A 21,250-nucleotide genomic window follows, 5' to 3' on the forward strand; every position below is an offset into this window, starting at 1 on the left:
TAATATTCGCTAAATTTTTCGACATTTCTGTAAATAAAAAGAGAACAGCGCGCTTGCACCGTTCTCCACTATGTTATTTACGACCGACAATACGCTTTGACACGTGCAAGCCGAGCTTCGGAATGCGTATGCTCGCATCGATTCCTTTTGAAGACAATTTCAACTTCGCCGCACGCGGACCGATTGACACGCTCGGCCCAGCAGTTGATACGTTCACCGTCACGCCTGGCAAAATCTTTTTACTTTTTGATAAATGAAATTTCACCTTCATCACCTCTTAGTCGTTTTTTTCCTTTAATGCGAGTGCCTCGATAATTTTACGTCGACGCTCCTCCATTACATTATGATGGACGTAGCCGTATTTATCAAAAATTTCTCTCACCTTTTGACGATCTTCTGCAAGCAGCTCTTTGTGCATCGCCGTGTAGCGTAAATTCGTGCACGTTACTTTTTTGCCGATGATGCTTGAAATTCGCAGCATTAAACGCTCAATCGTTTTCACCGTAATCGGCTGACCTGGCTTGTTATGTAAGCCGAGCCAAATGTGCTCCGCCTCGACTAGCTCAGGGAATAATGCGTGCGTCCGCTTTTCAAACAGCGCAAGCCACGATAGCATCGATTCCGATAGCTCTAAATCACGATAGCTTTTCGCACCGAATATGCGCACAATACGCGTGTCAAAATCGATATGTGACCATTTCATTTTCACAATTTCATACGGCTTTAGTGCAAGCTCTGACACGAGGCGCGTAATACAAAAGTTCCGAAGCGCCATCCAGCGATATTCATCCTCTACACTCGCACGGTAAATTTGAAGCCATACGTCGACTGCTTGCGCACGATCGGCATCATTTAGCACTGATAACGCCTTTTGCACTTTTGGAATCGGCTTAACGTATGCTTCTGGCACCGTTTGAATCCATTCGCGAAAATGCGCATAATGTAAAAATGTGCGCAGCGAGGCAAATTTTCGGTTAATGCTTTGCGTGTTGTCGTAGCGCTCTTGCACGTGCTCGCGGTAATCTTTCACAAGCTGCTTAATCGTTTCGTCGCGCAAATAATCTTCCTCTTGATCCCAGCAATATTGAATGAACTGCTTGCCGTCGATTTTGTACTGTTTAAGCGTTAACGGTGCTTTCCCCATCTTTTGTAAATGGATGATGAAAACAGCCCACGCTTCGGTTAACGTTTGCATAGCATCTCTCCTTATTACGTTTTTTCTTATAGCTCTTCACCATAACGCCGAGTCGCTTTTCCGCAGGTACTAACACGATGTTCGTCATAAAAGCGAGGACTTTTGTAGTGGCGACCATCACCTTCCTTACGATTGTCTTGAGGCTCGCGCTGCTACGGTTACTTTTCCCCGCGAAGTCCGCTTGTTGTTTCAAGCGACTTTCACTTATGGTGATGTATCTGTATTATAACAAATTTGGTCGGATAATAACTATTTTCGTGTTTTTTTATTTACTGCATGCGCATATTTCGCTATATTAATCACTTTTTTGACGCGCTTTCTTCAACTTTCGAGAAAATTCTGCCTTTTCGTGCGACCGTCATTCATTTCTGTACTATAATAAGCGTATTGATATAATTAAGGGAGATGGCTACATGCAAGTAAAAACAATGCGACTTGAAGCAGAAGAAGCAAAAATCATTTATCAAGAAACAGCAGGACTTGCGATTATTACAATTCACCGTCCACAGCTAAAAAATGCGTTAACAGCGAACATGTGGACGCAACTCGCAAACATCGCATCACAAGTGTTAGACAATCCGAAAAACAAAGTGTTGATCATTCGTGGCTCAGGCGAAAACTTCACAGCTGGCTCAGATATTAAAGAGTTCAACTCGATTTCATTAGACAAAGCCGAGGAAGCATTTTTACATATGGAGCGTACGATTTCAATTGTCGAAAACTTACCGATTCCAACGATTGGTGTCATTAACGGACCTGCGATGGGCGCTGGGTTAGAATTAGCGCTCGCTTGCGATATTCGCATCGGCTCTGAAAAGGCGCGCATGGGTATTCCAGTCGGCAAGCTAGGCATTACATTAAACAATAAATTCGCAAAACGTTTAGTCGATCTTGTCGGTCCATCTGCTACGAAAGATTTCGTATTTACAGGTCGCGTGTACAAAGCCGAGGAAGCGTTCAAAGTAGGCATGTTAAACTACTTAGTGGCGGAAAAAGATTTAACGCGTTACTCATTGCGCATGGGTAAGCTCGTTGCAGGCATGAGCCCAGCGTCTTGCTCAGCGGTAAAACGCTCTGTGCGCGAATGCATCGATTCAGCACCAGCTTTATGGGAAGGCTCAACGCCGTTTGTTGATGCTGTTGATTTCCCTGAAGGTGTACGCTCGTTCGTTGAAAAACGTCAGCCACAGTTTACACGTCAACGTTTATAGTTTATAATGATTAGCAAATGCCAGTAGGATACTTCCCCACTGGCATTTGTTTATGTTTACGAATCGACGACAACGTATTAAAAATATGCTACACTAAAATATAACATTTCATCTAAAATTTAAAAGGAGCGTTTGCAATGACAGCTACATATGCGCTACATCAATTGGCGCCATTACTTCAGATCGAAGAACAAGCCATTCTTCATTATATCGATTTAGTTCGACAGCAAGGCTATACTTTTTTTGATTCAGAGCAAAACGAGCAGTTTTCAGCTGACGATGTGAAATTTCTTCAAACCGTTTTAATGCTTGAGCGAGAGCATGGTTTCCAAACGACCGAAGCAATTCGCCTTGTATTGTCACCTACATTTGATATAACGACGCTGGAAAAGCCTGAGAAACGTCTTCAAACGTTACCGAAGTCTGACGAAAGTGTGCATCATTTATCTCAATCGATTGAGCTACTGGCAACACATATTTCAAAAGTAGAGCTTCAAAACGAGCAGCTGCTTAAAATTATTGAAGCGCAGCAAACACAGCAAGAAGCGCTATTTGAGCAAAACGAAATTTTAAAGCAACAGCTTCAGCTATTATCAACTTCGATTGGCGACCAAGGCGAGCAGCAAAAAAACACGCGTCAGCTCGACCGTTTAGAGCAACAAAACGCAGCCGTTATGAACTTATTAAACCGCGTCAATACGCAGCTGCACGACCAAGAAATCGCAAAGCATGAAGAGCAAAAGCAACAAGTAGAAGTAGGATTTTTTAAACGTCTATTTTCAAAACTATAAAAAAGGGCTGTTCAAAAGTCGAAATCGACTTTTGGACAGCCCTTTCATTTTGCAACAGTCTTTGGATAATACGCAACATATGATGTGTACAGACAAAGAAAAGCTGCCCGAAAATGGCTTATCGGACAGCTCCTTTTTTCGTTAAAGCTAACTATTCCGCAAAACGTACGTCGCGCACTACGATATGTATGTTTGCCGGTCGAAACGTAAAATGTGTAAAAAATGCATCGCTCGCTCGTCGCTGCACATCTAACAATGCGCTCGGAATATGCGTGCGCCCATCAAATTGCACCGTTACGACGACTGTAAATTTCGGCACCGACGACGTATCGCTCAATACGCGCTCTACCTTCGCAATGGCGTCACATCGCTCAAACGAATGACGAATGAGCTCCTCATACACCTTTTGCGAAATGGCGATGACCTCGTGTTGGAAATCCGGTCGTACAATCGTCGTCTCCCCGATTTTGCCGCGCTGTGAAATAATGTCCCAGCCCTTTTTCACAAGTCGCTTAAAAAAGTTTTGCTCCACTTGCGCATGCGGTACTGGCATAACGTGCTGCCCTTCCGTCAATCGTACAAAGCGCGCATAATCCATTTCGTTTGCGGAACGAAACTCGTTGACGTAATGGAAGTGCTGAATATCCCCTAGCTCCAGCCGCTTCGCAATTTTTCGCGTCATTTTATCGCTCGTCCCAATGAGCATAATGCGTTCAATCGGCGCAGCAGCAATGGCGGCTTTTACGCTTTCACAATGCGCATCGTCACTAAAAATCGCACGGTGCACTGCCGTCATCGTATTTTTTTCAAACTTCGCCGAAATGCCCGCACGCTTTTGCCCATTAATGATCAGCAACCCATCGTCAATAATGGCATCAATTTTATATGTATCTGCAAAGTAAAGCGCTACTGTACTTTTGCCTGTGCCGCTTGGTCCTGTAAATGAATAAATGTCCAAACCTCTCACCCCTTAAATATGCTACATTATACCACGAACTAACTGAAAAATAAGAGCTCCCTCTTTTTTCAGAAAATAACTAAGCATTGTGCGCCGCTTGTGCTAAAATATGTTTTACAACCAAGCATATTGATTAGCTAACAAGTTGGCGGCTCGCGTTCCTCGGGCTCGGCGGCGAACACGATATTGACCTTGACACATAAGCTGTTCTAAAAGGAGTCTCGTCGCATGCGATCTGCCACTACAGATAGTACGTTTATTTTAATTTACTTCTTGTAAACGAGCGATTTCGCTATATAAACTGGCTAATTAACACGTATGTTTTACAACTTACTTAGGAGTGTTTTCACGTGAACTTTCATATTGCAAAAAAAATGCAGCGTTTCCCAAATTCCATTTTCGGTGATTTAAAAGCCGCAACGATCGAAGCAACGCAGCAAGGTAAAACGATTATCGATTTAAGCCTCGGCTCACCTGATTTACCACCGCATGAGGCTGTGCGCCGCGTGCTAAGCGAGGAAGCCGCAAAGCCATCGTCATACGGCTACACATTAACAGGTACGATGAACTTTTACGAAGCGGTGGCACGCTACTATAAACGCCGCAGCGATGTCGAGCTAAACCCAGCAACGAACATTATTCAAACGATCGGCTCTCAAGAAGGGCTCGTGCATTTACCGGTCGCATTTTGTGACCTAGGTGACATCGTGCTAACGACGAACCCTGCGTATGTCGCGTACGATGCCGGCATTGCGCTTGCTGGTGCGACGAGCTACTACATGCCACTTACGAAAGAAAATGACTATTTGCCAGATTTATCGGCCATTCCACAAGATGTAGCAGAAAAAGCGCGCCTGCTCATTTTAAACTTACCAGGAAACCCAGTGCCTGCGATGCCGACGACGGCGTATTTTGAAGAAGTTGTCGCATTTGCGAAAAAGCACAACATTATCGTATTGCATGATGCGGCGTATTCGGAGTTTTATTTTGAGGGCGATCGTCCGCTGAGCTTTTTATCAACGCCTGGTGCAATGGAAGTCGGGCTTGAAATTAACTCGTTATCAAAAAGCTTTAGCTTAGCGGGTACACGCATTGCGTACATCGCTGGCAACGCGGACATGATTGCCGTATTAAAACAATTAAAGTCAAACTTAGATTTCGGTATTTTCGAGGCGGTGCAAACAGCTGCTGTCACAGCACTTGATTTAGCCGAGGACATTACGGCGTCACTGCGCGAAACGTTTGCGGCGCGTCATCGTACGTTAATGAACGGCTTGCAAGCAATTGGCTGGGACGTCGCTCCGTCAAACGGCGGCATGTTCGTCTGGGCGAAATATCCGCAAAGCTTCACGAGCGAGGAAATGGCGTTTCACTGCATTCGCGAAGTCGGTGTCGTAACGGTACCAGGCACAGCGTTTGGCACAGCAGGAGAAGGTTATTTACGCTTAGCGCTCGTACAAAGCGAGGAGAAGCTAAACGAAGCAGTCGCACGTCTTAAAATGATTTAGCCGTAAATAACAAAAAGCACCTAGATTCCGGTCTAGGTGCTTTTTTATTACTTTATGCGTCTTCTTTTTCAATATAAACGATACAAACTCGATTCGCAAGCAATGACACAATTTTATCCAATATGTGCCACTGCAACATTTCCAATATTGTTCCGCGCATTTCACTACTTCTTACTACACGACATATAAAAAACGTTCAAAAATTGATATTTCGCCCACTTTTTATTAATTATCCACTCTTTTTATTCGACACAAGCGTCTAAAAAAAGTATTATCGCCTTATTTTGAGCCAAAAGTATTGCTTTCTAACTGAAAACAATTATCATTGAAAATGAATCTCATTACTATTTGAAGGAGTTAGATTACTTATGATGACAGTTACAAATCGATTTAAATTAGTAAAAGGTATGGCAGCACGCATGGCACCTGCGTTCGTTCAACAAAATGGCTTAGAGCAGTTTAAAGGGTTCCGCGGCATCGAAATTAACGTGTCAACGCAGTTTGAAGAATACGATGAAATGAACGTTATGATGTACTGGGATACGCGCGAAGACTTCGACGTATGGCACAACTCAGATCACTTCAAAAACTCACATAAGCGTGAGCAACAAAAAGACGGCGAAGCGAAAAAAGCGTCACCTATTATTGACAACACTGTCATTTATGCAGACGTTGTAGCGGAATTAGTAATGAACTAAGTTCAAAAAAAGCTGTGTTCGTTGTCGATGTCGACGTTGAACACAGCTCCATTTTAGTTATTTTCCTCTGTACCGAACGGCGTCTCAATTTCATGTCGCTCGTATCGATATTGCTCTTCATCTTCAAAACGATTATATCGCTTTTTAAACATGCGGAATAAATGCGTAATGAGCACTTTAAGTAGCGCATATCCTGGAATACCTAAAATAACACCTGGTACCCCAAATAGCGAGCCCGCTGTTAACAACACGAAAATAATCGTAATTGGATGAATCGCTAACGAGCGCCCCATAATTTGTGGTGAAATGAACTTCCCTTCCACGAGCTGCACAATCGTCCACACGATCGCTAATTTAATCAGCATGAACGGTGACGAAACGATCGCGATAATAACCGCGGGCGTAATCGCAATAACCGGACCTAAATATGGTACGACAGACGTTACCATCGCAAGCGAGCCGAGTAAAAACGCATACGGCATGCCGATAATGAAAAAGCCAATCGTAATCATCACACCGATACAAATCGCTACTAAAATTTGTCCTTGGACGTATGAGCTAATTTGCTTGTCCATGTCAGACATGATCTCGCCAACTTCCTCACGCCCACGCTTTGGGAAAATGTTCAGCACGAAATTCGGCAACTTCTCGCCTTCCCATAATAAATAAAACAAAATAAACGGCACGATAACAAGCGATAAAACGAAGCCCGTTAACGCACTGACAAAGCCGGTAATACCGGACGCTAAGTTTTGTGCAAGTGACGCGAACGTATCGCGCACCGTCGTAATTAAGTCGTTTGAAATATCTTGTGCAATCGTCATATAGTCGATATTATAGCGGTCAAAATATTCATCAAAGCGCGAATTTTTTATGTAGTCGACCGTATTGTTAATGACGCTACCTAAATAGTTCGGTAACTCCTGCGTTAAGTCCGTGAACTGGTCACGTAAAAACGGGAATACGAGTAAAATGAGCAGCGTAAGCGCCCCGATTCCTCCGATGAAGATGATTAAAATACTCCAGCCTTTTGGTATGCGCCATCTCATCATTAAGCGCAAAATCGGTCGCAGTAAGTAGTACAAAATAAGACCTAGCACACCAGGTAAAATGACGACTTCTACGAGCACTTGTAGCGGATGGAAAATAAATGAAATTTTATCAAAAATAAAAATAATACAGCCGCATAATAAAATTAAAATCGCTGTAAATAATACGTTGCGCCCGCCTAAAAAGCGAATGAATTTCGTCTCTAAAAACCCTTGCCGCTTTTGCGGTTCTTGCGGATTTTCTTTCATCTTGATCAACACCTTTCAAACATTACAGTAGTGCTAGTGTATCACGAAAGAAAAGAGGAGCGCCATTATTCAGACGCTCCAATAAATTCTTTAATTTTTCGTGTATTTGTATCGACATTAACGTCAAGTACTAGGCCGTATGTTGGATCGCGGTAATCGACGTACGAGCCTTCTACTGGTACAGTCATGCCCTCCACATCAAGCGAGCCTTCTGTAATGAGCTTCACTAAGTAGCCAATTTGCTCCGACGTTTGTAAGTCTGTGCTGACGTAGCCTTGCATTGCGCCAATAAGCTTCGGTGCTTGCATTAACGTCGTCGTCGATAACAATTGCTCTTTTAACGCCGTCACGACTTGTTGCTGACGACGAACGCGACCGAAATCACCTTCTGCATCGGCACGGAATCTCGCATAGCCAAGTAGCTCCTGACCGTTTAAGTTATGTACACCTTCGTATAACTGCACATAAATTTTTTCAGACATATCTTTTTCGACATCAATTGTAATGCCGTCTGGTGCGATTATATCAATCATTTTTTCAAATGACACAAAATCAATCATCGCGTAATGGTGAATTGGTAACTCAAACATTTCCTCTAGCGTATCTGCTAATAGCTGTGCGCCCCCGTGATAATACGCAGCGTTTAACTTTTGCTGGTCGTGCCCTGGAATGTCCGCATAAATGTCGCGCATAAATGAAATGGTGCGCAGCTTATTTGCTTCCTTATCCCAACTAATGACCATAATTGAGTCTGAGCGTGATTGCTCCTCGCCTCGGCTATCGACTCCGATTAATAAAAAGTTTTCGGTTCTATTCGTCACTTTTGCGCCGGTAAATAACAGCTCTTCCTCTGTTAATTCACGCTCTTCAATCGCCATTCCTTGCCCTTCTTTGAATTGGTAATATGAATAGCCTCCTACTGTGAAAATAATGAGCAGCAGTAGCCAAAAGAGGCGACGATACACGAATGTGTTATTCTTTTTTTTCGGTGGCTGCTTTTGCGTTGGCGCCTTTTGTTTCATACGTTGTTGGCGCTCACTCTTTAAGCGCTCAGTTCGAGATAATTTGTCTGGCATAAAAAAATCCTCCTACTTGTGTTCTAGGACGCACGGCGGCAAAAAGAGTTCCTTGCTGTATTATACATGTTTATTCGTATATTTGAAAAATCATTTTACTAGTAAGCGCACATAAAGCATGCTACAATGAAAAACAATTTACATAGTAATAGAGGTGTTTTACATGGCATTCGCAACATTTGCTGGTGGCTGCTTTTGGTGTATGGTCAAGCCATTCGATCAATGGGACGGCATTGAAAAAGTTGTATCTGGCTACATGGGTGGGCATTTACAAAACCCGACGTACGAGGACGTAAAGTCTGGCACGTCTGGACATGTCGAAGTTGTGCAAATTACGTTTGATGAAACAATCTTTTCGTACGAGGAGCTGCTCAACATTTACTGGATGCAAATCGATCCAACCGATGCAGGCGGGCAATTTCACGACCGCGGCGAATCGTATCAAACGGTCATTTTCGTGCATGACGAACAGCAGCGCGAGCAAGCAGAAGCTTCAAAAGCCGCACTAGCTGCGAGCGGGCGCTTCAAAAAGCCAATCGTCACACAAATTCGTGAGGCGGACGTGTTTTATGAGGCAGAAGCGTATCATCAAGACTATTATAAGCGTGAAAAAGCACATTACGAGCAAGACCGTAAGCAATCTGGGCGCGATGAGTTTTTAGAGGCGCATTGGGAGAAGTAAACGTATGAAATCAAGCAGGTTGATACACCAGTAAATAGGCAGTGAACTTGTTGCGGCTCGCTTTCCTGGGGCTCGGCTCAAGCCTCCTCGCTACGCTGTGGGGTCTTGAGACACGAGCTTTTCCCCAAGGAGTCTCGCCGCCTGTTCACTGCCCTTACGATGCTGCATGTATTTCATGGTTGTTGCTCAAAACAATCGATTTAGCGGTATAAAAGAGCGTATCAACACATCTAATATGAAATGAAACAAATGCTATCAGGAGACTGAAAACTTCCTGATAGCATTTTCTTTTTGTAGCCTTCGATAAGCGAACGAATTTCAGACGTTATGACAACGCTCGCACGCGGGCAACGAGCTTATCGTAAATCGGCTTCATATGCTCCTCTTTCACGTGCGCATGCAGCTCGTCAATCGCTAGCCACGCGACACCGCTCGTCTCCTCCTCGTTTAACGTCACAGCCGCCGCTTCGTCCGCCTCAAACGCATACGTCACGTTCAAATGTAAATGCGACGAAATGAACTGCCCTTTTTTGACGTGTGCTGGGACGTTTAACACATCAAGCGAAATGATGTCTCGTGTAATCGGCGTTGCGTGCACGCCTGTTTCCTCTAGCACCTCGCGCGTTGCAACCGAAAGCAAGTCTGCTTCCCCGTCCGCGTGACCACCCGTCCAGCCCCACGAATCGTAAATGTTATGATAAATCATTAAAACGTGCGTGCGCGCCGCATTAAAAATCATACCTGACGACGTAAAGTGCGCAATCGTGTTGTTGCGCGTGAGCACATCGTCAAACGCCTCGATGCATGCGAGCATTTGGCGCTGATCGGCACGCTCCTGCTCGTTCGCCGGCTCATATTGTGCAATGAATTGTTCCATCATGTTTCCACTTCCTTTTCACTACTACATTAAAATAAAACGAAACAAAGTGCAATTTTCGTCGTATATATAACTAACGACAAAAATAGGAGGGCATGACATGAACAACCACGAAATCGATTATCAAATTTTAGGCGAAAGCATGCAATTTGTTGAGGTGGAGCTTGATCCGAACGAAACGGTCATTGCCGAAGCTGGCGCGCTCATGATGATGGAAGACGACATCGAAATGGAAACGATTTTTGGAGACGGCTCAAAAAACGACAGCGGTGGCATTATGAGCCGTTTAATCGGTGCGGGTAAGCGTTTAATTACAGGCGAAAGCTTATTTATGACGACGTTTACGAACAAAGGGCATCAAAAACGCCACGTCTACTTCGCCTCACCGTACCCTGGTGAAATTTTGCCGATGGATTTAAGCGAGCTCAACGGCAAAATCATTTGTCAAAAGGATGCATTTTTAGCAGCGGCCAAAGGAGTCGAGGTGGGCATTGAGTTTCAGCGCAAGCTCGGCGCAGGGTTCTTCGGCGGTGAAGGGTTCATTATGCAAAAGCTCGAAGGAGACGGCATGGCGTTCATTCACGCAGGCGGCACGATTTGTCAGCGTGAGCTCGCACCAGGTGAAAAGCTGCGCATCGACACAGGCTGCTTAGTGGCGATGACCGCAAACGTTGATTATGATATTCAAATGGTGAGCGGTGTGAAAACGGCGCTATTTGGCGGTGAAGGACTGTTTTTTGCAACGCTACAAGGTCCAGGAACCGTTTGGGTGCAATCATTGCCGTTTAGCCGCTTAGCAAGTCGCGTCTTCGCAGCAGCACCAGTATCACAAGGTGGCGGTGGCCAAAGCAGCGATGAAGGCGGTCTTGGTGGTATGTTCAACATGTTTAACCGCTAATACAATGAGGGCACGAGAAGCGATGGATGCTTCCCGTGCCCTTTTCGCGGAATGCCGACGCCTGCTTCCTCTTCGTTATGATGCACTAACGCATCGAGCGTCACATCAAAAAACTTCGCAATGTTCATACTATGTTGCAGGTCGGGTGTCGATTCGCCTTTTTCCCATTTCGCAATGACTTGGCGCGATACGTTTAACTCGTGCGCCAATTGCTCCTGCGTTAAGTTGTGTCGTTTTCGTAATGAGCATAAATTCATATTCATCATACTTTTCATCCTCTCCTTCTCTATTATAAACAAGCAGTAACGCGCAAATCTACCAACGAACGCTAACATCGATGTTACGTTTCGTGGCATGTTATGATATTACGTTGCGGTATAATAACTGAAAGGGGGAATGTTTCATGCATCGCACATTATCGATTCGCGGGCGCTACTTCATCGCCGCCATCGCGTTTACAATGATTTCTACGCTGCTCGCCTTATTCGTGCCGTTAACGTACGGTGAGACGAAATATTTCGGGCTCGACGTCGACTATTGGTTTATTCCGTTTCAAAATTATGCGCTATTTGCCGCAGCACTCGGTTGTATCGTGCTAGCGCTCATCGTACTTGGCTTCGTGCGTCACATCGCGTCGTACATCGTTGCTGCGTTGCTCGCCGTTAGTGCCATCATTCTCGGCTACTCGTCGTTTTTAGGCTTAACGACGATCGATGAGGATAAGCTGTTTATGCGCACCGCCTTTGACGAACAGACGTATTACTGGCAAAACATGACGAGTATTACGCTGTTGTATAATGAACACGACGGTAGTGAGCAATACATTTTTACACTTAGCGACGGCTTAGATGTGCAAATCGCCAACACAAATCAATTAAACGAGGCGAAAAGCTTCATTTACGCCACTGCCCGCTCGCATGACATTCCGTATACCGAGAAACGCGAGCAATAAAAAAACGCACAGCAATTGCTGCGCGTTTTTTCTATCCTTTTTGCTTCATCGATGGTACTAATGCAAATAACAATACAATTTGTAACACGATCATCCAAATAGACGTCGTGTGCGTGCCCGTTACATCGTACAGCACCCCGATGACTAGCGGAATCATCGCACTCATCATAAAGCCGCCTGACATAACCATCGAGCTCCACGTATTCGCCTCTTCGTCGTCACGTGCCTCATCAAGCGGCAATAAAATACCGATCGGGAATAAACCAGACATCGCAAGCCCAATAAGCATCGCACCAATCCAAATGAATGCCGTGCCGCCAATGAGCAGTAACACCCCACCGACAAACGCAACTGCCGTTAAGCCCACAATCCACGTCATACGATTCGGGTATTTTTCAAGCATCGCTGGAATCGTTAAGTTGCCGACAAGCTGCACAATCGTCATAACCGTTAATACCGTCCCTGCTGCTGCGATGCTAAAGCCTGCCTCCTGTGCAATCGGGGCAAGCCATGTCGTCATCGAGAAAAAGAGCGACGTTTGCACACCGAAAAAGAGCAGTAATATCCATGCGCGCTTCGTCTTCCACGGATTGCGTCCGACCGCTCCTGCTGCTTGTCGCACAACTGATAACGACGGCTCCTTTTTCACCGCCATCAACCAAATGACAATCGCAACGACTGCGAGCACACCCCAAATGCCGAGCGCAAATGCCCAGCCGTTCGACCAATCATAAAATACTGTCGTAAAGCCCGCTGAAATCGTTGCACCAAAGCCGATGCCAAACGAATGCAGCCCGATCACCGACGCCGTTTTTTGCGGGAAATGCTTTTTAATGAAACCGCTCATAATCGGTGCAATCGCCGCAATGCCGACACCTGCGAAAAAGCTCGTTACAAGCAGTGCACCGTACGTTGGCACGAAAATACGCACAATCGTTGCGACACCGATTAATGCGATCAGCAGCGCAATTGCTAGTCGGTCACCGAAACGCTTCGTCATCGGCATCGCCAGTGACGCGAATAGCCCCATACAAAAGACGGGAATGGACGTTAATAAGCTCATTTGCGTGCTCGTCACCGCTAAATCGTCCGCAATCGTATTTAGTAGCGGCCCTACTGACGTCACAGCAGGTCGCAAGTTAATCGATACGAAAAAAATCGCCACGAGCGCAAATAAACCGTATGTTGTTTTTTGTTTCATCGTTTACCTCATTTACTTATGCGATGTACAATCACCGCGCATTTTCTACTTAGTAAACCATAAAACGAGAAGTCTGACAACCAGTTCACGTATGTTTGTAGTATTTTTCTGCTATGTCGCGTTACATTAACGTGCAATTATCTTAATTCGCCAACTGCACCGCTAATGTAGCCATAACGACCGTTTACTTCTACGTTATACCACGTGCGCCCGTCCGATGTTTTTTCGTACGTGCCCATATACAATAAACTAGCTCCTTTTTTCGCTGTGTAAATGACACTACTATTTAATGACGCATTCGCGCGCACGTTACCTTCTGCATTCGTGACATAAAAAACTTCGCCACCTGATAATGCTTCTTGAACATCCGTCCATTCGCTACTATATACTTCTTCGATTACTCGATTGCTAATATAGCCATATTTCCCATTCACTTTTACCATATACCATGTACGTCCATCTGGCATATCAAACGTAGCACTTGTCGCTTCTAAACGTTCACCCTTTTTCCCTGTATAAATAACAGCACTATTCAAATACGGCTCTTCGCGAACATTGCCTTGTGCTTCCGTAATTTTCACTGCTTCTAACCCAGGTACTTGTGGTGGATCGCCAAACATCGTTAGTTCGGCAACTGCGCTACTAACATAGCCTGTACCACTGCCGTAATCGACTTTATACCACGTACGACCGTCTGATGTTTTTACTCGCTCCTTTAAGTATTCAAAATATCCTGTGCCTAAACTTGTAGAAGAAGCGACCACTTTCGCATCAATCGACGGCTCAGCACGTATATTCCCCTCATCTGCTGTAATCATTACTGAATCCATCACCGTATCATGCTTCTCCGTCACCGCTTGTTGCTTCTTTTGCACAGGCGCGGCTGGTTCTGGTGCTTGTTGCTGCACGACTGGCGCTACCGTTTGCACAGGCTCTTCGATCGCCTCCGTCACAACACCTTCTGCCACTTGCGGCTCTTCCACCACTTCAACAACTGGTGCTTGCGCATTGTCGTCATTGCTGTTTTCAATTTTCTCCGCTGCTGTGTCGATTAAGTTTGCCGTACTTTCCATCACTTGCCCACAGCCTGTCAGTAACGTCGCCGCAAGCGCAAATGGTATAATTTGACCGTATTTCATCTTCTCTCCACCCCTTCAATTTGTATGCTTCTATCGTATCAGATTATATGTAGTATTTTCCTTTTTAAAAAAGTTTTTTTCGTTACAGCTTTTCCGTCGCTCCTTCAATTATTGCGTATGCTCGTCACTGCGTACATTTAGCTTAAAAGTCGCGCCTACATGTGCTATAATATAAAGCATTGTGCATAAAAGTTTTCGCAACTCACAATCCAAACAAATTAACCTTAAAATTCAAGGAGGAATCTCTACATGATTCAAGTTTCAGGTGTAGGCCTTCGCTATGGCGATCGTAAATTATTTGAAGATGTAAACATTAAATTCACACCAGGTAACTGTTACGGGCTAATCGGAGCAAACGGTGCTGGTAAATCAACGTTCTTAAAAATTTTAGCAGGTGACATCGAGCCACAAGAAGGTCACGTATCAATGGGTAAAGATGAGCGTTTATCAGTTTTACGCCAAAACCACTTCGAATACGATGAGTACACAGTATTAGACACAGTTGTTATGGGTAACAAACGTCTTTGGGAAGTAAAAGCAGAAAAAGACGCGATTTATGCGTTACCAGAAATGTCTGACGAAGACGGTATGCGCGCGGCTGAATTAGAAGGCGAATTCGCAGAAATGAACGGTTGGGTAGCAGAATCTGACGCTGCGACGTTATTAAACGGTTTAGGTATTGGCGACGAGCTACACTATACGTTAATGGCGGACTTAGAAGGTTCTGACAAAGTCAAAGTATTACTTGCGCAAGCGTTATTCGGTGAGCCGGACGTTCTATTACTGGACGAGCCTACGAACCACTTAGACTTAAAAGCGATCAAATGGTTAGAAGACTTCTTAATGAACTTCGAAAACACAGTAATCGTTGTATCGCATGACCGTCACTTCTTAAACAAAGTATGTACGCACATTGCTGATTTAGACTTCTCAAAAATCAAATTATATGTTGGTAACTACGACTTCTGGTACGAGTCTTCTCAATTAGCACAAAAGCTAATGTCTGACCAAAACTCGAAAAAAGAAGAAAAAATTAAAGAGTTAAAAGAATTCATCGCCCGCTTCTCTGCGAACGCATCGAAATCTTCTCAAGCAACGTCTCGTAAAAAAATGTTAGACAAAATCGAGCTTGACGACATCCAACCATCAAGCCGTAAATACCCATTCATTAACTTCAACATCGACCGCGAAATCGGTAACGACGTGTTAACAGTAGACGGCTTAACAGCTTCTCACGATGGTCAAGTAATGTTTAAAGACATCCGCTTCTCAATGAACAAAGAGGACAAAATCATCCTTTTAGGTTCACCAATCGCGAAATCTTTATTAATGGACGTATTAATGGGTGCAAAAGAAGCAGACGCTGGCACATACAAATGGGGTGTCACGACTTCTCAAGGCTACTTCGAAATGGATCACGACAAATACTTCACAGGTAGCGAAAAAACATTAGTCGAATGGTTACGTCAATACTCTCCAGAAGACGAAACAGAGTCATTCCTACGCGGCTTCTTAGGTCGTATGTTATTCTCTGGTGAAGAAGTGAAAAAATCTCCTGCCGTTCTTTCAGGTGGAGAAAAAGTTCGCTGCTTACTATCTAAAATGATGTTATCAAACTCAAACGTCATCTTATTAGACGAGCCAACGAACCACTTAGACCTTGAATCAATTCAAGCACTAAATGAAGGCTTAATCCGCTTCAAAGGCGCAATGATGTTCACATCTCATGACCACCAGTTCATCCAAACAATTGCGAACCGTGTCATCGAAATCCGTGAAGACGGCTCAATTTTAGACAAATCAACGACGTATGATGAATTCTTAGAGTGGAAAGACGCTCAAGGGTTAGACTAATACAGAAAAAACCGAAGCACCGTTGCGTAAATGCAGCGGTGCTTTTTTAAGGTACTATAGTGTGTGAAATAGTTAACTGTGCTTAGTCCCTATTTAAATATATATCAGAATTCTAGGAAATAAAAAAACTCAAACAACCACTTGATGTTATTCAAGTGCATCGTTTGAATTTTTTACGTTGTATTGAATATTACTTTAGAAAACTAACTCCATACGACTCTCTGCCAGTTCGTAAAACTTCTGAATGAATGACGCATTATTATCACAATGAAACTGTTCTGCATACTTAGCAGCATCTGACATAATTCGCAAATAACGCCTTCTTTTATTGTTGCGAGTTTGCTGAATGAACGTTATTATATCCTCTTTAGACCAAATATCTTTTTTATCTATCAGAACGCTAAATAATAGAACGTCATAAGATCGAACAACGAACGCTTCATAATATGCATCGATTGATAGATTACCTAATGCACTCCTTAATCTTTCCTTCGGTGCAAATACAATGCGATCCGTAAAGACCGCCGTTTCATTTGAGATTACATCGACGTCCCAAGCCTCATTTAGAAAAATCATTGTAAAAAACAAGATAACACGCTCACCTGCATCTTCTGATATGCATGTTATAGCTGCTTCCAACTCGCCAAACGACTTCACTTCTTCCAAAGCTTTCTTAATCATTGTATTACTTGAAAACAACTCACTAGCGATAATTAGCGCCCGTCTTAACACTTCACTTTTGTTTCCTCCTGCGCTATATAACATAATGGTTTCAATATCCAAAAATGAAACTGTATATATCGGCATACGCTGTGATAATTGCGCTAATAAAGGACTATATATATCGCGAAATTTATCTATGTCCATATTCTGCCTACCATTACCTGCGCACTCACGTAAAATGATTTCAGGTAAAACTAACACTTGCTCTTCATCACTTAGACGTTCTACAATATATTGAAAAATAGCTGGATTTTTGCTTGCAGCTGCTAAATCGCTTAATGCGTTAGTATCGATCAAAGATACTTTATGACTCGGAACATTTAATGCTCCTTGTGTAACGTATATGTTAACTGTAGGCGAATAGATTTGTTCCATGCTTAAACTCAATATTTCCTCACTCCTCTTTATGTCGGAGCATTTTAAAGTTACTCATGTGCGTTGAATACAATGTATTAATGCTTTCATAATCACTGGCTCGAATATTTTTTTTAACTGTTGCATCCTCCAATAAAACCCCAACACTATCAAATTGAATACTATTGCTTGGCTGTAATATCGATTGGTCGAAATACGTTGGCAGATTTTCCTGATATTTATAATCAATAATTGCAACAGCATCATCCACTGTAATTAGCCCATCTTGTGCCAACTTAATGACAATGCATTTATACGGTAGTTTGAATACCTCAATCAATCGAATAACGTGATTTTCAAGTCGATCATATTGATAATGTTGTAATAAATCCTTATATAGAGACTTGAGCAAAATACTATTGATTAATAGTTCGGACGCGAAAAGATTTGCTAAACGCTCACTCTCATTAGGAACACGCCCATCGACAAATGTATTAATCTTAGATGATTTTATAAGTTCCGCTTCAAAATAAAAGTGATAGAACTCATGCGCCCATATAAAATTCTCATACGTCTTAGGCTGCCTTGTATTGATATGAATGTAAAAGCGTCCGTCTCGGTATGTCACCAATCCACCATATTCAAGTTCATCACTTGGGAACATAATTAAATTTGTATGTTTTGCTAAATAATTTTTGATAGCGTCAATCGGTGTATAGCGAAAAGCTACGCCTAAGTTCTGTATCTTTTCAACATAATTATGAACCTGTGGCAATAATTCCTCATTTTTGCTAATTACGTCTCTAACATTTTTACGGTTAATCATACTTGCATCACTTCCTTCTACCAATCAGAATCATATCTGATTATTGTCTCCACTCGTTCACGATACATAAACGATATTCTTTTATTACGTTGTGTAAGAATCGATTAACCTATTTCTTTTGCTGTTTTTAAAATATGAATCATATTAATGACATCTTCTAATATTTGCATACTCTCTTTAAACTCTTTGCTATCACTCCCTGCAAAGCTAGCCGCAGCATATACTTCAATTGAGTCTGATTCAATTTCGTCTAAAGTTCTAGGTAACTGAATATTTTCGTTATAGAAGTAAAATGGATCATCTATACGAAATAACTTATTCAATTTAGGTATATTTTTGTTAATATCCCCTTCTCCTTTAAGCAAATTGTAGAATGTCGCTTTAGGTATACCACTACGTTCATAAACCCATTTATGCGATTTCCCAACTGCCTCTATATAATCCCTTACATTTTTAGCAACTATCTTTTCAAAATTAAACTCATTCATTAAAACACCTCCAGTTACTATAATTATAGCGACTTCGAAACATATTACACAATATAAAGTCTAAAATTTTATACTTATAAGATGAATTATGTTTCTAAAAATCTATAAAACGCTTAAAATTTACATAAATAGTACAAAATCAAAGACTATATAATGAATAGAAAAACAATTCCCATCACTCGCCATTTTAATGTTGCCGACTGCTGTCCCAACCTCATCAATGACAAGGGTTAAGCTAATTCAAGCATCTTAATACGCTAAAAAATTGGCAGAATTGCATTTAAAAAGTAAATAACGTTCCAAATGACACTTAGGAAACATTTGAGCTAGTAACTGTTTGAAGCATCGCTACTTCCTTCTCCGCACTCGCTTATCGCTCGCCTGCTCAAACTTAATTAACTGCACATTGCGCATCATGCGACTGATGAGCTTCTTGTCGTACATCGCTTCTAGCTGGGCGCGCGTGAGATTCGTCGTAATGATCGTGCTTTTGTTTTGTCGTGCGTTTAGTACGGCGCGCAGCACACGATTGACGAAATCGCTCGCGCTTTTATCCGTTTTAATGTTACCGACTTCTGCCCCGATGTCATCAATGACGAGGAAATCGACGCGGCTCATGAGATCAATGACGTAATGCTCAGTAAACGTGCTTTCTTTATCGCTATACGAGCCGCGAACACGTCGCAGCGCCTCGTCAATGTCGATAAATACACATGAGCGGTGCTGCCCGTCCGTTTCGTTTAGCTCATGCAGCATCGCCATCGCTAAATGCGACTTGCCAACGCCGGTGTCACCTGTTAAAAATGTATTAAACACTTCGCCTTGTCGGTAATCGTCACACGCTTGCATTGCCTGTTGCTTGTTTATAAACTCCTCAGTGCCTTGGAAGACGTTTTCGGTATACGTATCAAACGTTGCGTGACGTAGCGTTTCGTCCGTGAGCACCGACTCGTGATAAAGCGTGTTGTACTGCTTTTTCGCGCGATGCTTCGTGAGCTGTTCATGCATTTGGCGTGACGTTTCCGCTGTTAGCTTGTCCGCTTCGCATAGCCAACAAACGTCGACACCGTTTACGTGCTGCAGTCGCTTATGATGCACAGAACACACCTTTGTACTAAAAGTCGAGCCCATCAGCATAGCTTTGATTTGTTGGATTTGCGCCGGCATTGACACCGTTTCGATTTGTTGCATATGCATTGCCTCCTTTTTTGTGCTGCGCTTGTAAATAAAGCGTTTGGAATTTCTCGCGTAGCTTTTTCGTACTCAAAATATGTTTATACCAAAACGGATCACTTTGACACCACGTTATACAGTTTTTAACGACGCTGTACTCAATGCCGTCCACCTCGTGCATAAGCCGAATATAATTTGCCCATTCCTGAAAGTTCGGTGCTTTTGCATAACGGTTGTTGCGCTTCATCAGCTCGTACAAATATTTCGCGAGGATTAGCGGCTCTTCATGCTCTTCATATGTGCGCTTTCTCTTTTTTGCAGGCGTTGGCGATGCGTCGGCAACGTTCTTCTCTTTTGTATTATTACTTGTATTCGTAATACTTGTATTATTAACGATGGCGTTTTCACCTATAGGGGTGTCTGTACTTTCACCTATACCGTCTAGGTGAGAACAACGAGACGGTTCGGCATTTTCGCCTATAGTGCCAAAGCGGTTTTTCACGACACGAATAATGCGTTTTTCAATCGCCTTTGTCCCCTCTTTATAAATTAATGTCACTTCGATATAGCCTTTTCGGTGCAAGCTCGTAATTAGCTTCGAAATGCGATCTTTGCTCAGCCCAAAAAACGACGCAAAATGCTCATTTCTCGCAAAGCACCCTTGTTCTTTATCGAGGCTTTCAATTTCAACGAGCAGCATTTTCTCCGTCCAGCCAAGCTCATTATTTAACCAAATATTTTTTGGAATCCATACGCCTTTAAAATCACGTTCTCCTCGATTCATCATCATTCCTCCTTCGTTTACACCTACACCCCTATATAGCGGAAAAGACAGACTTCGGGTGCTTTTTATAAAAATTTTTTTTAGTCATTTGTCCTCATTCGCTCGTCAGCTCCACGCCAAAAATTAACGCCGCTCCGACTGCTTCTGCGTTCGTCACTTGCATCCATTTCACAAAGCTTTGCACGTCCAACTGCAATCGATCATTTTCATATTTGCTAATTGACGCTTGGTTGCTATGCAAATGCCACGCCATTTCCTCCTGCGTCAGCCCCGCCTGCTTGCGAACGGCTTTTAGTATTTTGCCGTACATGCGCGTTCCCTCCTTTTCGTATGCTGAAATTGAATAAACAAAAGCGCTTCATTGACGTATACTATCGACAACTAACAATCGCATTTTTCGCAACTACAAAACAAACATTTTTGTGCATTTCCATAAAAATCAAGATGATGACTGCATTCATAGTTGCATTTTTTGCAATAAATCTAAATTGATTATATTTTGCGTTTTTTGCAAAGTCAATGTATTTATTGCATTATCCGCGAAAACAATTTGCAACATGTGCA

At 43.0% G+C, this 21,250-nt stretch carries 23 protein-coding genes; 8 read left to right on the plus strand and 15 right to left on the minus strand.

The genetic code is table 11. The features are described 5' to 3' along the window. Positions 1-73: 73 nt before the first annotated feature. Entirely contained in the window at positions 74-265 is a 192-nt protein-coding gene (locus tag A6K76_RS08800) for a DUF4236 domain-containing protein (protein WP_066464182.1), read from the minus strand. 12 nt (positions 266-277) lie between these two features. Next, positions 278-1,195 (minus strand): tyrosine-type recombinase/integrase, encoded by a 918-nt coding sequence (locus A6K76_RS08805; RefSeq protein WP_066464183.1) that lies wholly within the window; start codon positions 1,193-1,195, stop codon positions 278-280. Between the two features lie 413 nt (positions 1,196-1,608). On the opposite strand from A6K76_RS08805, the gene A6K76_RS08810 reads away from it, so the two are divergent. Beyond that, entirely contained in the window at positions 1,609-2,406 is a 798-nt protein-coding gene (locus A6K76_RS08810) for an enoyl-CoA hydratase/isomerase family protein (protein ID WP_066464184.1), read from the plus strand. Positions 2,407-2,543: 137 nt separating this feature from the next. Continuing rightward, positions 2,544-3,197: a hypothetical protein gene (locus A6K76_RS08815; RefSeq protein WP_066464186.1), complete on the plus strand. Its 654-nt coding sequence runs from the start codon at positions 2,544-2,546 to the stop codon at positions 3,195-3,197. 151 nt (positions 3,198-3,348) lie between these two features. Here A6K76_RS08815 and A6K76_RS08820 read toward each other — a convergent pair whose 3' ends face one another. Then, positions 3,349-4,155 carry a nucleoside/nucleotide kinase family protein gene (locus A6K76_RS08820; RefSeq protein WP_066464188.1) on the minus strand — a complete coding sequence of 269 codons (807 nt, stop codon included), beginning with the start codon at positions 4,153-4,155 and terminating at the stop codon, positions 3,349-3,351. Between the two features lie 350 nt (positions 4,156-4,505). Between A6K76_RS08820 and A6K76_RS08825 the strand changes: the two genes are divergently transcribed. Together A6K76_RS08825 and A6K76_RS08830 are read left to right on the plus strand one after the other, a co-directional pair. Further along, positions 4,506-5,663, plus strand: a complete 1,158-nt coding sequence (locus A6K76_RS08825) for an aminotransferase class I/II-fold pyridoxal phosphate-dependent enzyme (protein ID WP_066464190.1) — start codon at positions 4,506-4,508, stop codon at positions 5,661-5,663. Positions 5,664-6,031: 368 nt separating this feature from the next. After that, positions 6,032-6,361, plus strand: coding sequence for a heme oxygenase (locus A6K76_RS08830; RefSeq protein ID WP_066464192.1), 330 nt, complete (start codon positions 6,032-6,034; stop codon positions 6,359-6,361). Positions 6,362-6,414: 53 nt separating this feature from the next. On the opposite strand, the gene A6K76_RS08835 is transcribed toward A6K76_RS08830, so the two are convergent. Further along, complete coding sequence (locus A6K76_RS08835) at positions 6,415-7,659, minus strand: AI-2E family transporter (RefSeq protein WP_066464194.1); 1,245 nt, start codon at positions 7,657-7,659, stop codon at positions 6,415-6,417. A 65-nt stretch (positions 7,660-7,724) separates the two neighbouring features. After that, entirely contained in the window at positions 7,725-8,735 is a 1,011-nt protein-coding gene (locus A6K76_RS08840; protein WP_245671971.1) for an LCP family protein, read from the minus strand. 163 nt (positions 8,736-8,898) lie between these two features. Here A6K76_RS08840 and msrA point away from each other — a divergent pair, with 163 nt between their 5' ends. Then, positions 8,899-9,417 (plus strand): peptide-methionine (S)-S-oxide reductase MsrA, encoded by a 519-nt coding sequence (gene msrA, locus A6K76_RS08845; protein ID WP_066464195.1) that lies wholly within the window; start codon positions 8,899-8,901, stop codon positions 9,415-9,417. A gap of 325 nt (positions 9,418-9,742) precedes the next feature. Here msrA and A6K76_RS08850 read toward each other — a convergent pair whose 3' ends face one another. Then, positions 9,743-10,297: an NUDIX hydrolase gene (locus A6K76_RS08850; protein ID WP_245671972.1), complete on the minus strand. Its 555-nt coding sequence runs from the start codon at positions 10,295-10,297 to the stop codon at positions 9,743-9,745. Between the two features lie 97 nt (positions 10,298-10,394). On the opposite strand from A6K76_RS08850, the gene A6K76_RS08855 reads away from it, so the two are divergent. Beyond that, positions 10,395-11,192 carry a TIGR00266 family protein gene (locus A6K76_RS08855; RefSeq protein ID WP_066464197.1) on the plus strand — a complete coding sequence of 266 codons (798 nt, stop codon included), beginning with the start codon at positions 10,395-10,397 and terminating at the stop codon, positions 11,190-11,192. On the opposite strand, the gene A6K76_RS08860 is transcribed toward A6K76_RS08855, so the two are convergent. Further along, complete coding sequence (locus A6K76_RS08860) at positions 11,189-11,458, minus strand: helix-turn-helix transcriptional regulator (RefSeq protein WP_066464198.1); 270 nt, start codon at positions 11,456-11,458, stop codon at positions 11,189-11,191. The two genes, A6K76_RS08855 and A6K76_RS08860, sit on opposite strands and share 4 nt — an antisense overlap. 137 nt (positions 11,459-11,595) lie before the next feature. Between A6K76_RS08860 and A6K76_RS08865 the strand changes: the two genes are divergently transcribed. After that, positions 11,596-12,144 carry a hypothetical protein gene (locus tag A6K76_RS08865; protein WP_066464200.1) on the plus strand — a complete coding sequence of 183 codons (549 nt, stop codon included), beginning with the start codon at positions 11,596-11,598 and terminating at the stop codon, positions 12,142-12,144. Between the two features lie 31 nt (positions 12,145-12,175). On the opposite strand, the gene A6K76_RS08870 is transcribed toward A6K76_RS08865, so the two are convergent. Together A6K76_RS08870 and A6K76_RS08875 are read right to left on the minus strand one after the other, a co-directional pair. Further along, the gene (locus tag A6K76_RS08870) at positions 12,176-13,345 is read right to left on the minus strand and encodes an MFS transporter (RefSeq protein WP_066464201.1); all 1,170 of its coding nucleotides are present in this window, start codon (positions 13,343-13,345) and stop codon (positions 12,176-12,178) included. A 137-nt stretch (positions 13,346-13,482) separates the two neighbouring features. After that, complete coding sequence (locus tag A6K76_RS08875) at positions 13,483-14,484, minus strand: SH3 domain-containing protein (protein WP_066464203.1); 1,002 nt, start codon at positions 14,482-14,484, stop codon at positions 13,483-13,485. Positions 14,485-14,733: 249 nt separating this feature from the next. On the opposite strand from A6K76_RS08875, the gene A6K76_RS08880 reads away from it, so the two are divergent. Then, entirely contained in the window at positions 14,734-16,338 is a 1,605-nt protein-coding gene (locus A6K76_RS08880; RefSeq protein WP_066464205.1) for an ABC-F family ATP-binding cassette domain-containing protein, read from the plus strand. 195 nt (positions 16,339-16,533) lie between these two features. Here A6K76_RS08880 and A6K76_RS08885 read toward each other — a convergent pair whose 3' ends face one another. From A6K76_RS08885 to A6K76_RS08910, 6 genes are all read right to left on the minus strand, one after another. Continuing rightward, positions 16,534-17,448 (minus strand): hypothetical protein, encoded by a 915-nt coding sequence (locus A6K76_RS08885; RefSeq protein WP_066464207.1) that lies wholly within the window; start codon positions 17,446-17,448, stop codon positions 16,534-16,536. A gap of 7 nt (positions 17,449-17,455) precedes the next feature. Then, positions 17,456-18,241 (minus strand): ImmA/IrrE family metallo-endopeptidase, encoded by a 786-nt coding sequence (locus A6K76_RS08890; RefSeq protein ID WP_066464208.1) that lies wholly within the window; start codon positions 18,239-18,241, stop codon positions 17,456-17,458. A gap of 104 nt (positions 18,242-18,345) precedes the next feature. After that, a complete protein-coding gene (locus A6K76_RS08895; RefSeq protein ID WP_066464209.1) occupies positions 18,346-18,729 on the minus strand; it encodes a hypothetical protein in 384 nt (127 codons plus the stop codon). A 348-nt stretch (positions 18,730-19,077) separates the two neighbouring features. Next, positions 19,078-19,920, minus strand: a complete 843-nt coding sequence (locus A6K76_RS08900; RefSeq protein ID WP_169818001.1) for an ATP-binding protein — start codon at positions 19,918-19,920, stop codon at positions 19,078-19,080. Further along, entirely contained in the window at positions 19,844-20,686 is an 843-nt protein-coding gene (locus tag A6K76_RS08905; protein WP_066464210.1) for a helix-turn-helix domain-containing protein, read from the minus strand. The genes A6K76_RS08900 and A6K76_RS08905 overlap by 77 nt, the downstream gene beginning before the upstream one ends. A gap of 94 nt (positions 20,687-20,780) precedes the next feature. Next, complete coding sequence (locus tag A6K76_RS08910) at positions 20,781-20,996, minus strand: helix-turn-helix domain-containing protein (protein ID WP_066464213.1); 216 nt, start codon at positions 20,994-20,996, stop codon at positions 20,781-20,783. Positions 20,997-21,250: the final 254 nt, after the last annotated feature.

The sequence above is a fragment of the Caryophanon latum genome (genome assembly GCF_001700325.1).
GTDB classification, from domain to species: Bacteria; Bacillota; Bacilli; order Bacillales_A; family Planococcaceae; genus Caryophanon; species Caryophanon latum.

Coding starts and splice junctions, on each gene's coding strand:
- A6K76_RS08890 (WP_066464208.1), bottom strand. CDS start 18,241: ATGATTAACCGTAAAAATGTTAGAGACGTAATTAGCAAAAATGAGGAA.
- A6K76_RS08835 (WP_066464194.1), bottom strand. CDS start 7,659: ATGAAAGAAAATCCGCAAGAACCGCAAAAGCGGCAAGGGTTTTTAGAG.
- A6K76_RS08905 (WP_066464210.1), bottom strand. CDS start 20,686: ATGAATCGAGGAGAACGTGATTTTAAAGGCGTATGGATTCCAAAAAAT.
- A6K76_RS08880 (WP_066464205.1), top strand. CDS start 14,734: ATGATTCAAGTTTCAGGTGTAGGCCTTCGCTATGGCGATCGTAAATTA.
- A6K76_RS08830 (WP_066464192.1), top strand. CDS start 6,032: ATGATGACAGTTACAAATCGATTTAAATTAGTAAAAGGTATGGCAGCA.
- A6K76_RS08865 (WP_066464200.1), top strand. CDS start 11,596: ATGCATCGCACATTATCGATTCGCGGGCGCTACTTCATCGCCGCCATC.
- A6K76_RS08900 (WP_169818001.1), bottom strand. CDS start 19,920: ATGCAACAAATCGAAACGGTGTCAATGCCGGCGCAAATCCAACAAATC.
- msrA (WP_066464195.1), top strand. CDS start 8,899: ATGGCATTCGCAACATTTGCTGGTGGCTGCTTTTGGTGTATGGTCAAG.
- A6K76_RS08870 (WP_066464201.1), bottom strand. CDS start 13,345: ATGAAACAAAAAACAACATACGGTTTATTTGCGCTCGTGGCGATTTTT.
- A6K76_RS08840 (WP_245671971.1), bottom strand. CDS start 8,735: ATGCCAGACAAATTATCTCGAACTGAGCGCTTAAAGAGTGAGCGCCAA.
- A6K76_RS08875 (WP_066464203.1), bottom strand. CDS start 14,484: ATGAAATACGGTCAAATTATACCATTTGCGCTTGCGGCGACGTTACTG.
- A6K76_RS08895 (WP_066464209.1), bottom strand. CDS start 18,729: ATGAATGAGTTTAATTTTGAAAAGATAGTTGCTAAAAATGTAAGGGAT.
- A6K76_RS08805 (WP_066464183.1), bottom strand. CDS start 1,195: ATGCAAACGTTAACCGAAGCGTGGGCTGTTTTCATCATCCATTTACAA.
- A6K76_RS08910 (WP_066464213.1), bottom strand. CDS start 20,996: ATGTACGGCAAAATACTAAAAGCCGTTCGCAAGCAGGCGGGGCTGACG.
- A6K76_RS08815 (WP_066464186.1), top strand. CDS start 2,544: ATGACAGCTACATATGCGCTACATCAATTGGCGCCATTACTTCAGATC.
- A6K76_RS08810 (WP_066464184.1), top strand. CDS start 1,609: ATGCAAGTAAAAACAATGCGACTTGAAGCAGAAGAAGCAAAAATCATT.
- A6K76_RS08850 (WP_245671972.1), bottom strand. CDS start 10,297: ATGATGGAACAATTCATTGCACAATATGAGCCGGCGAACGAGCAGGAG.
- A6K76_RS08855 (WP_066464197.1), top strand. CDS start 10,395: ATGAACAACCACGAAATCGATTATCAAATTTTAGGCGAAAGCATGCAA.
- A6K76_RS08860 (WP_066464198.1), bottom strand. CDS start 11,458: ATGATGAATATGAATTTATGCTCATTACGAAAACGACACAACTTAACG.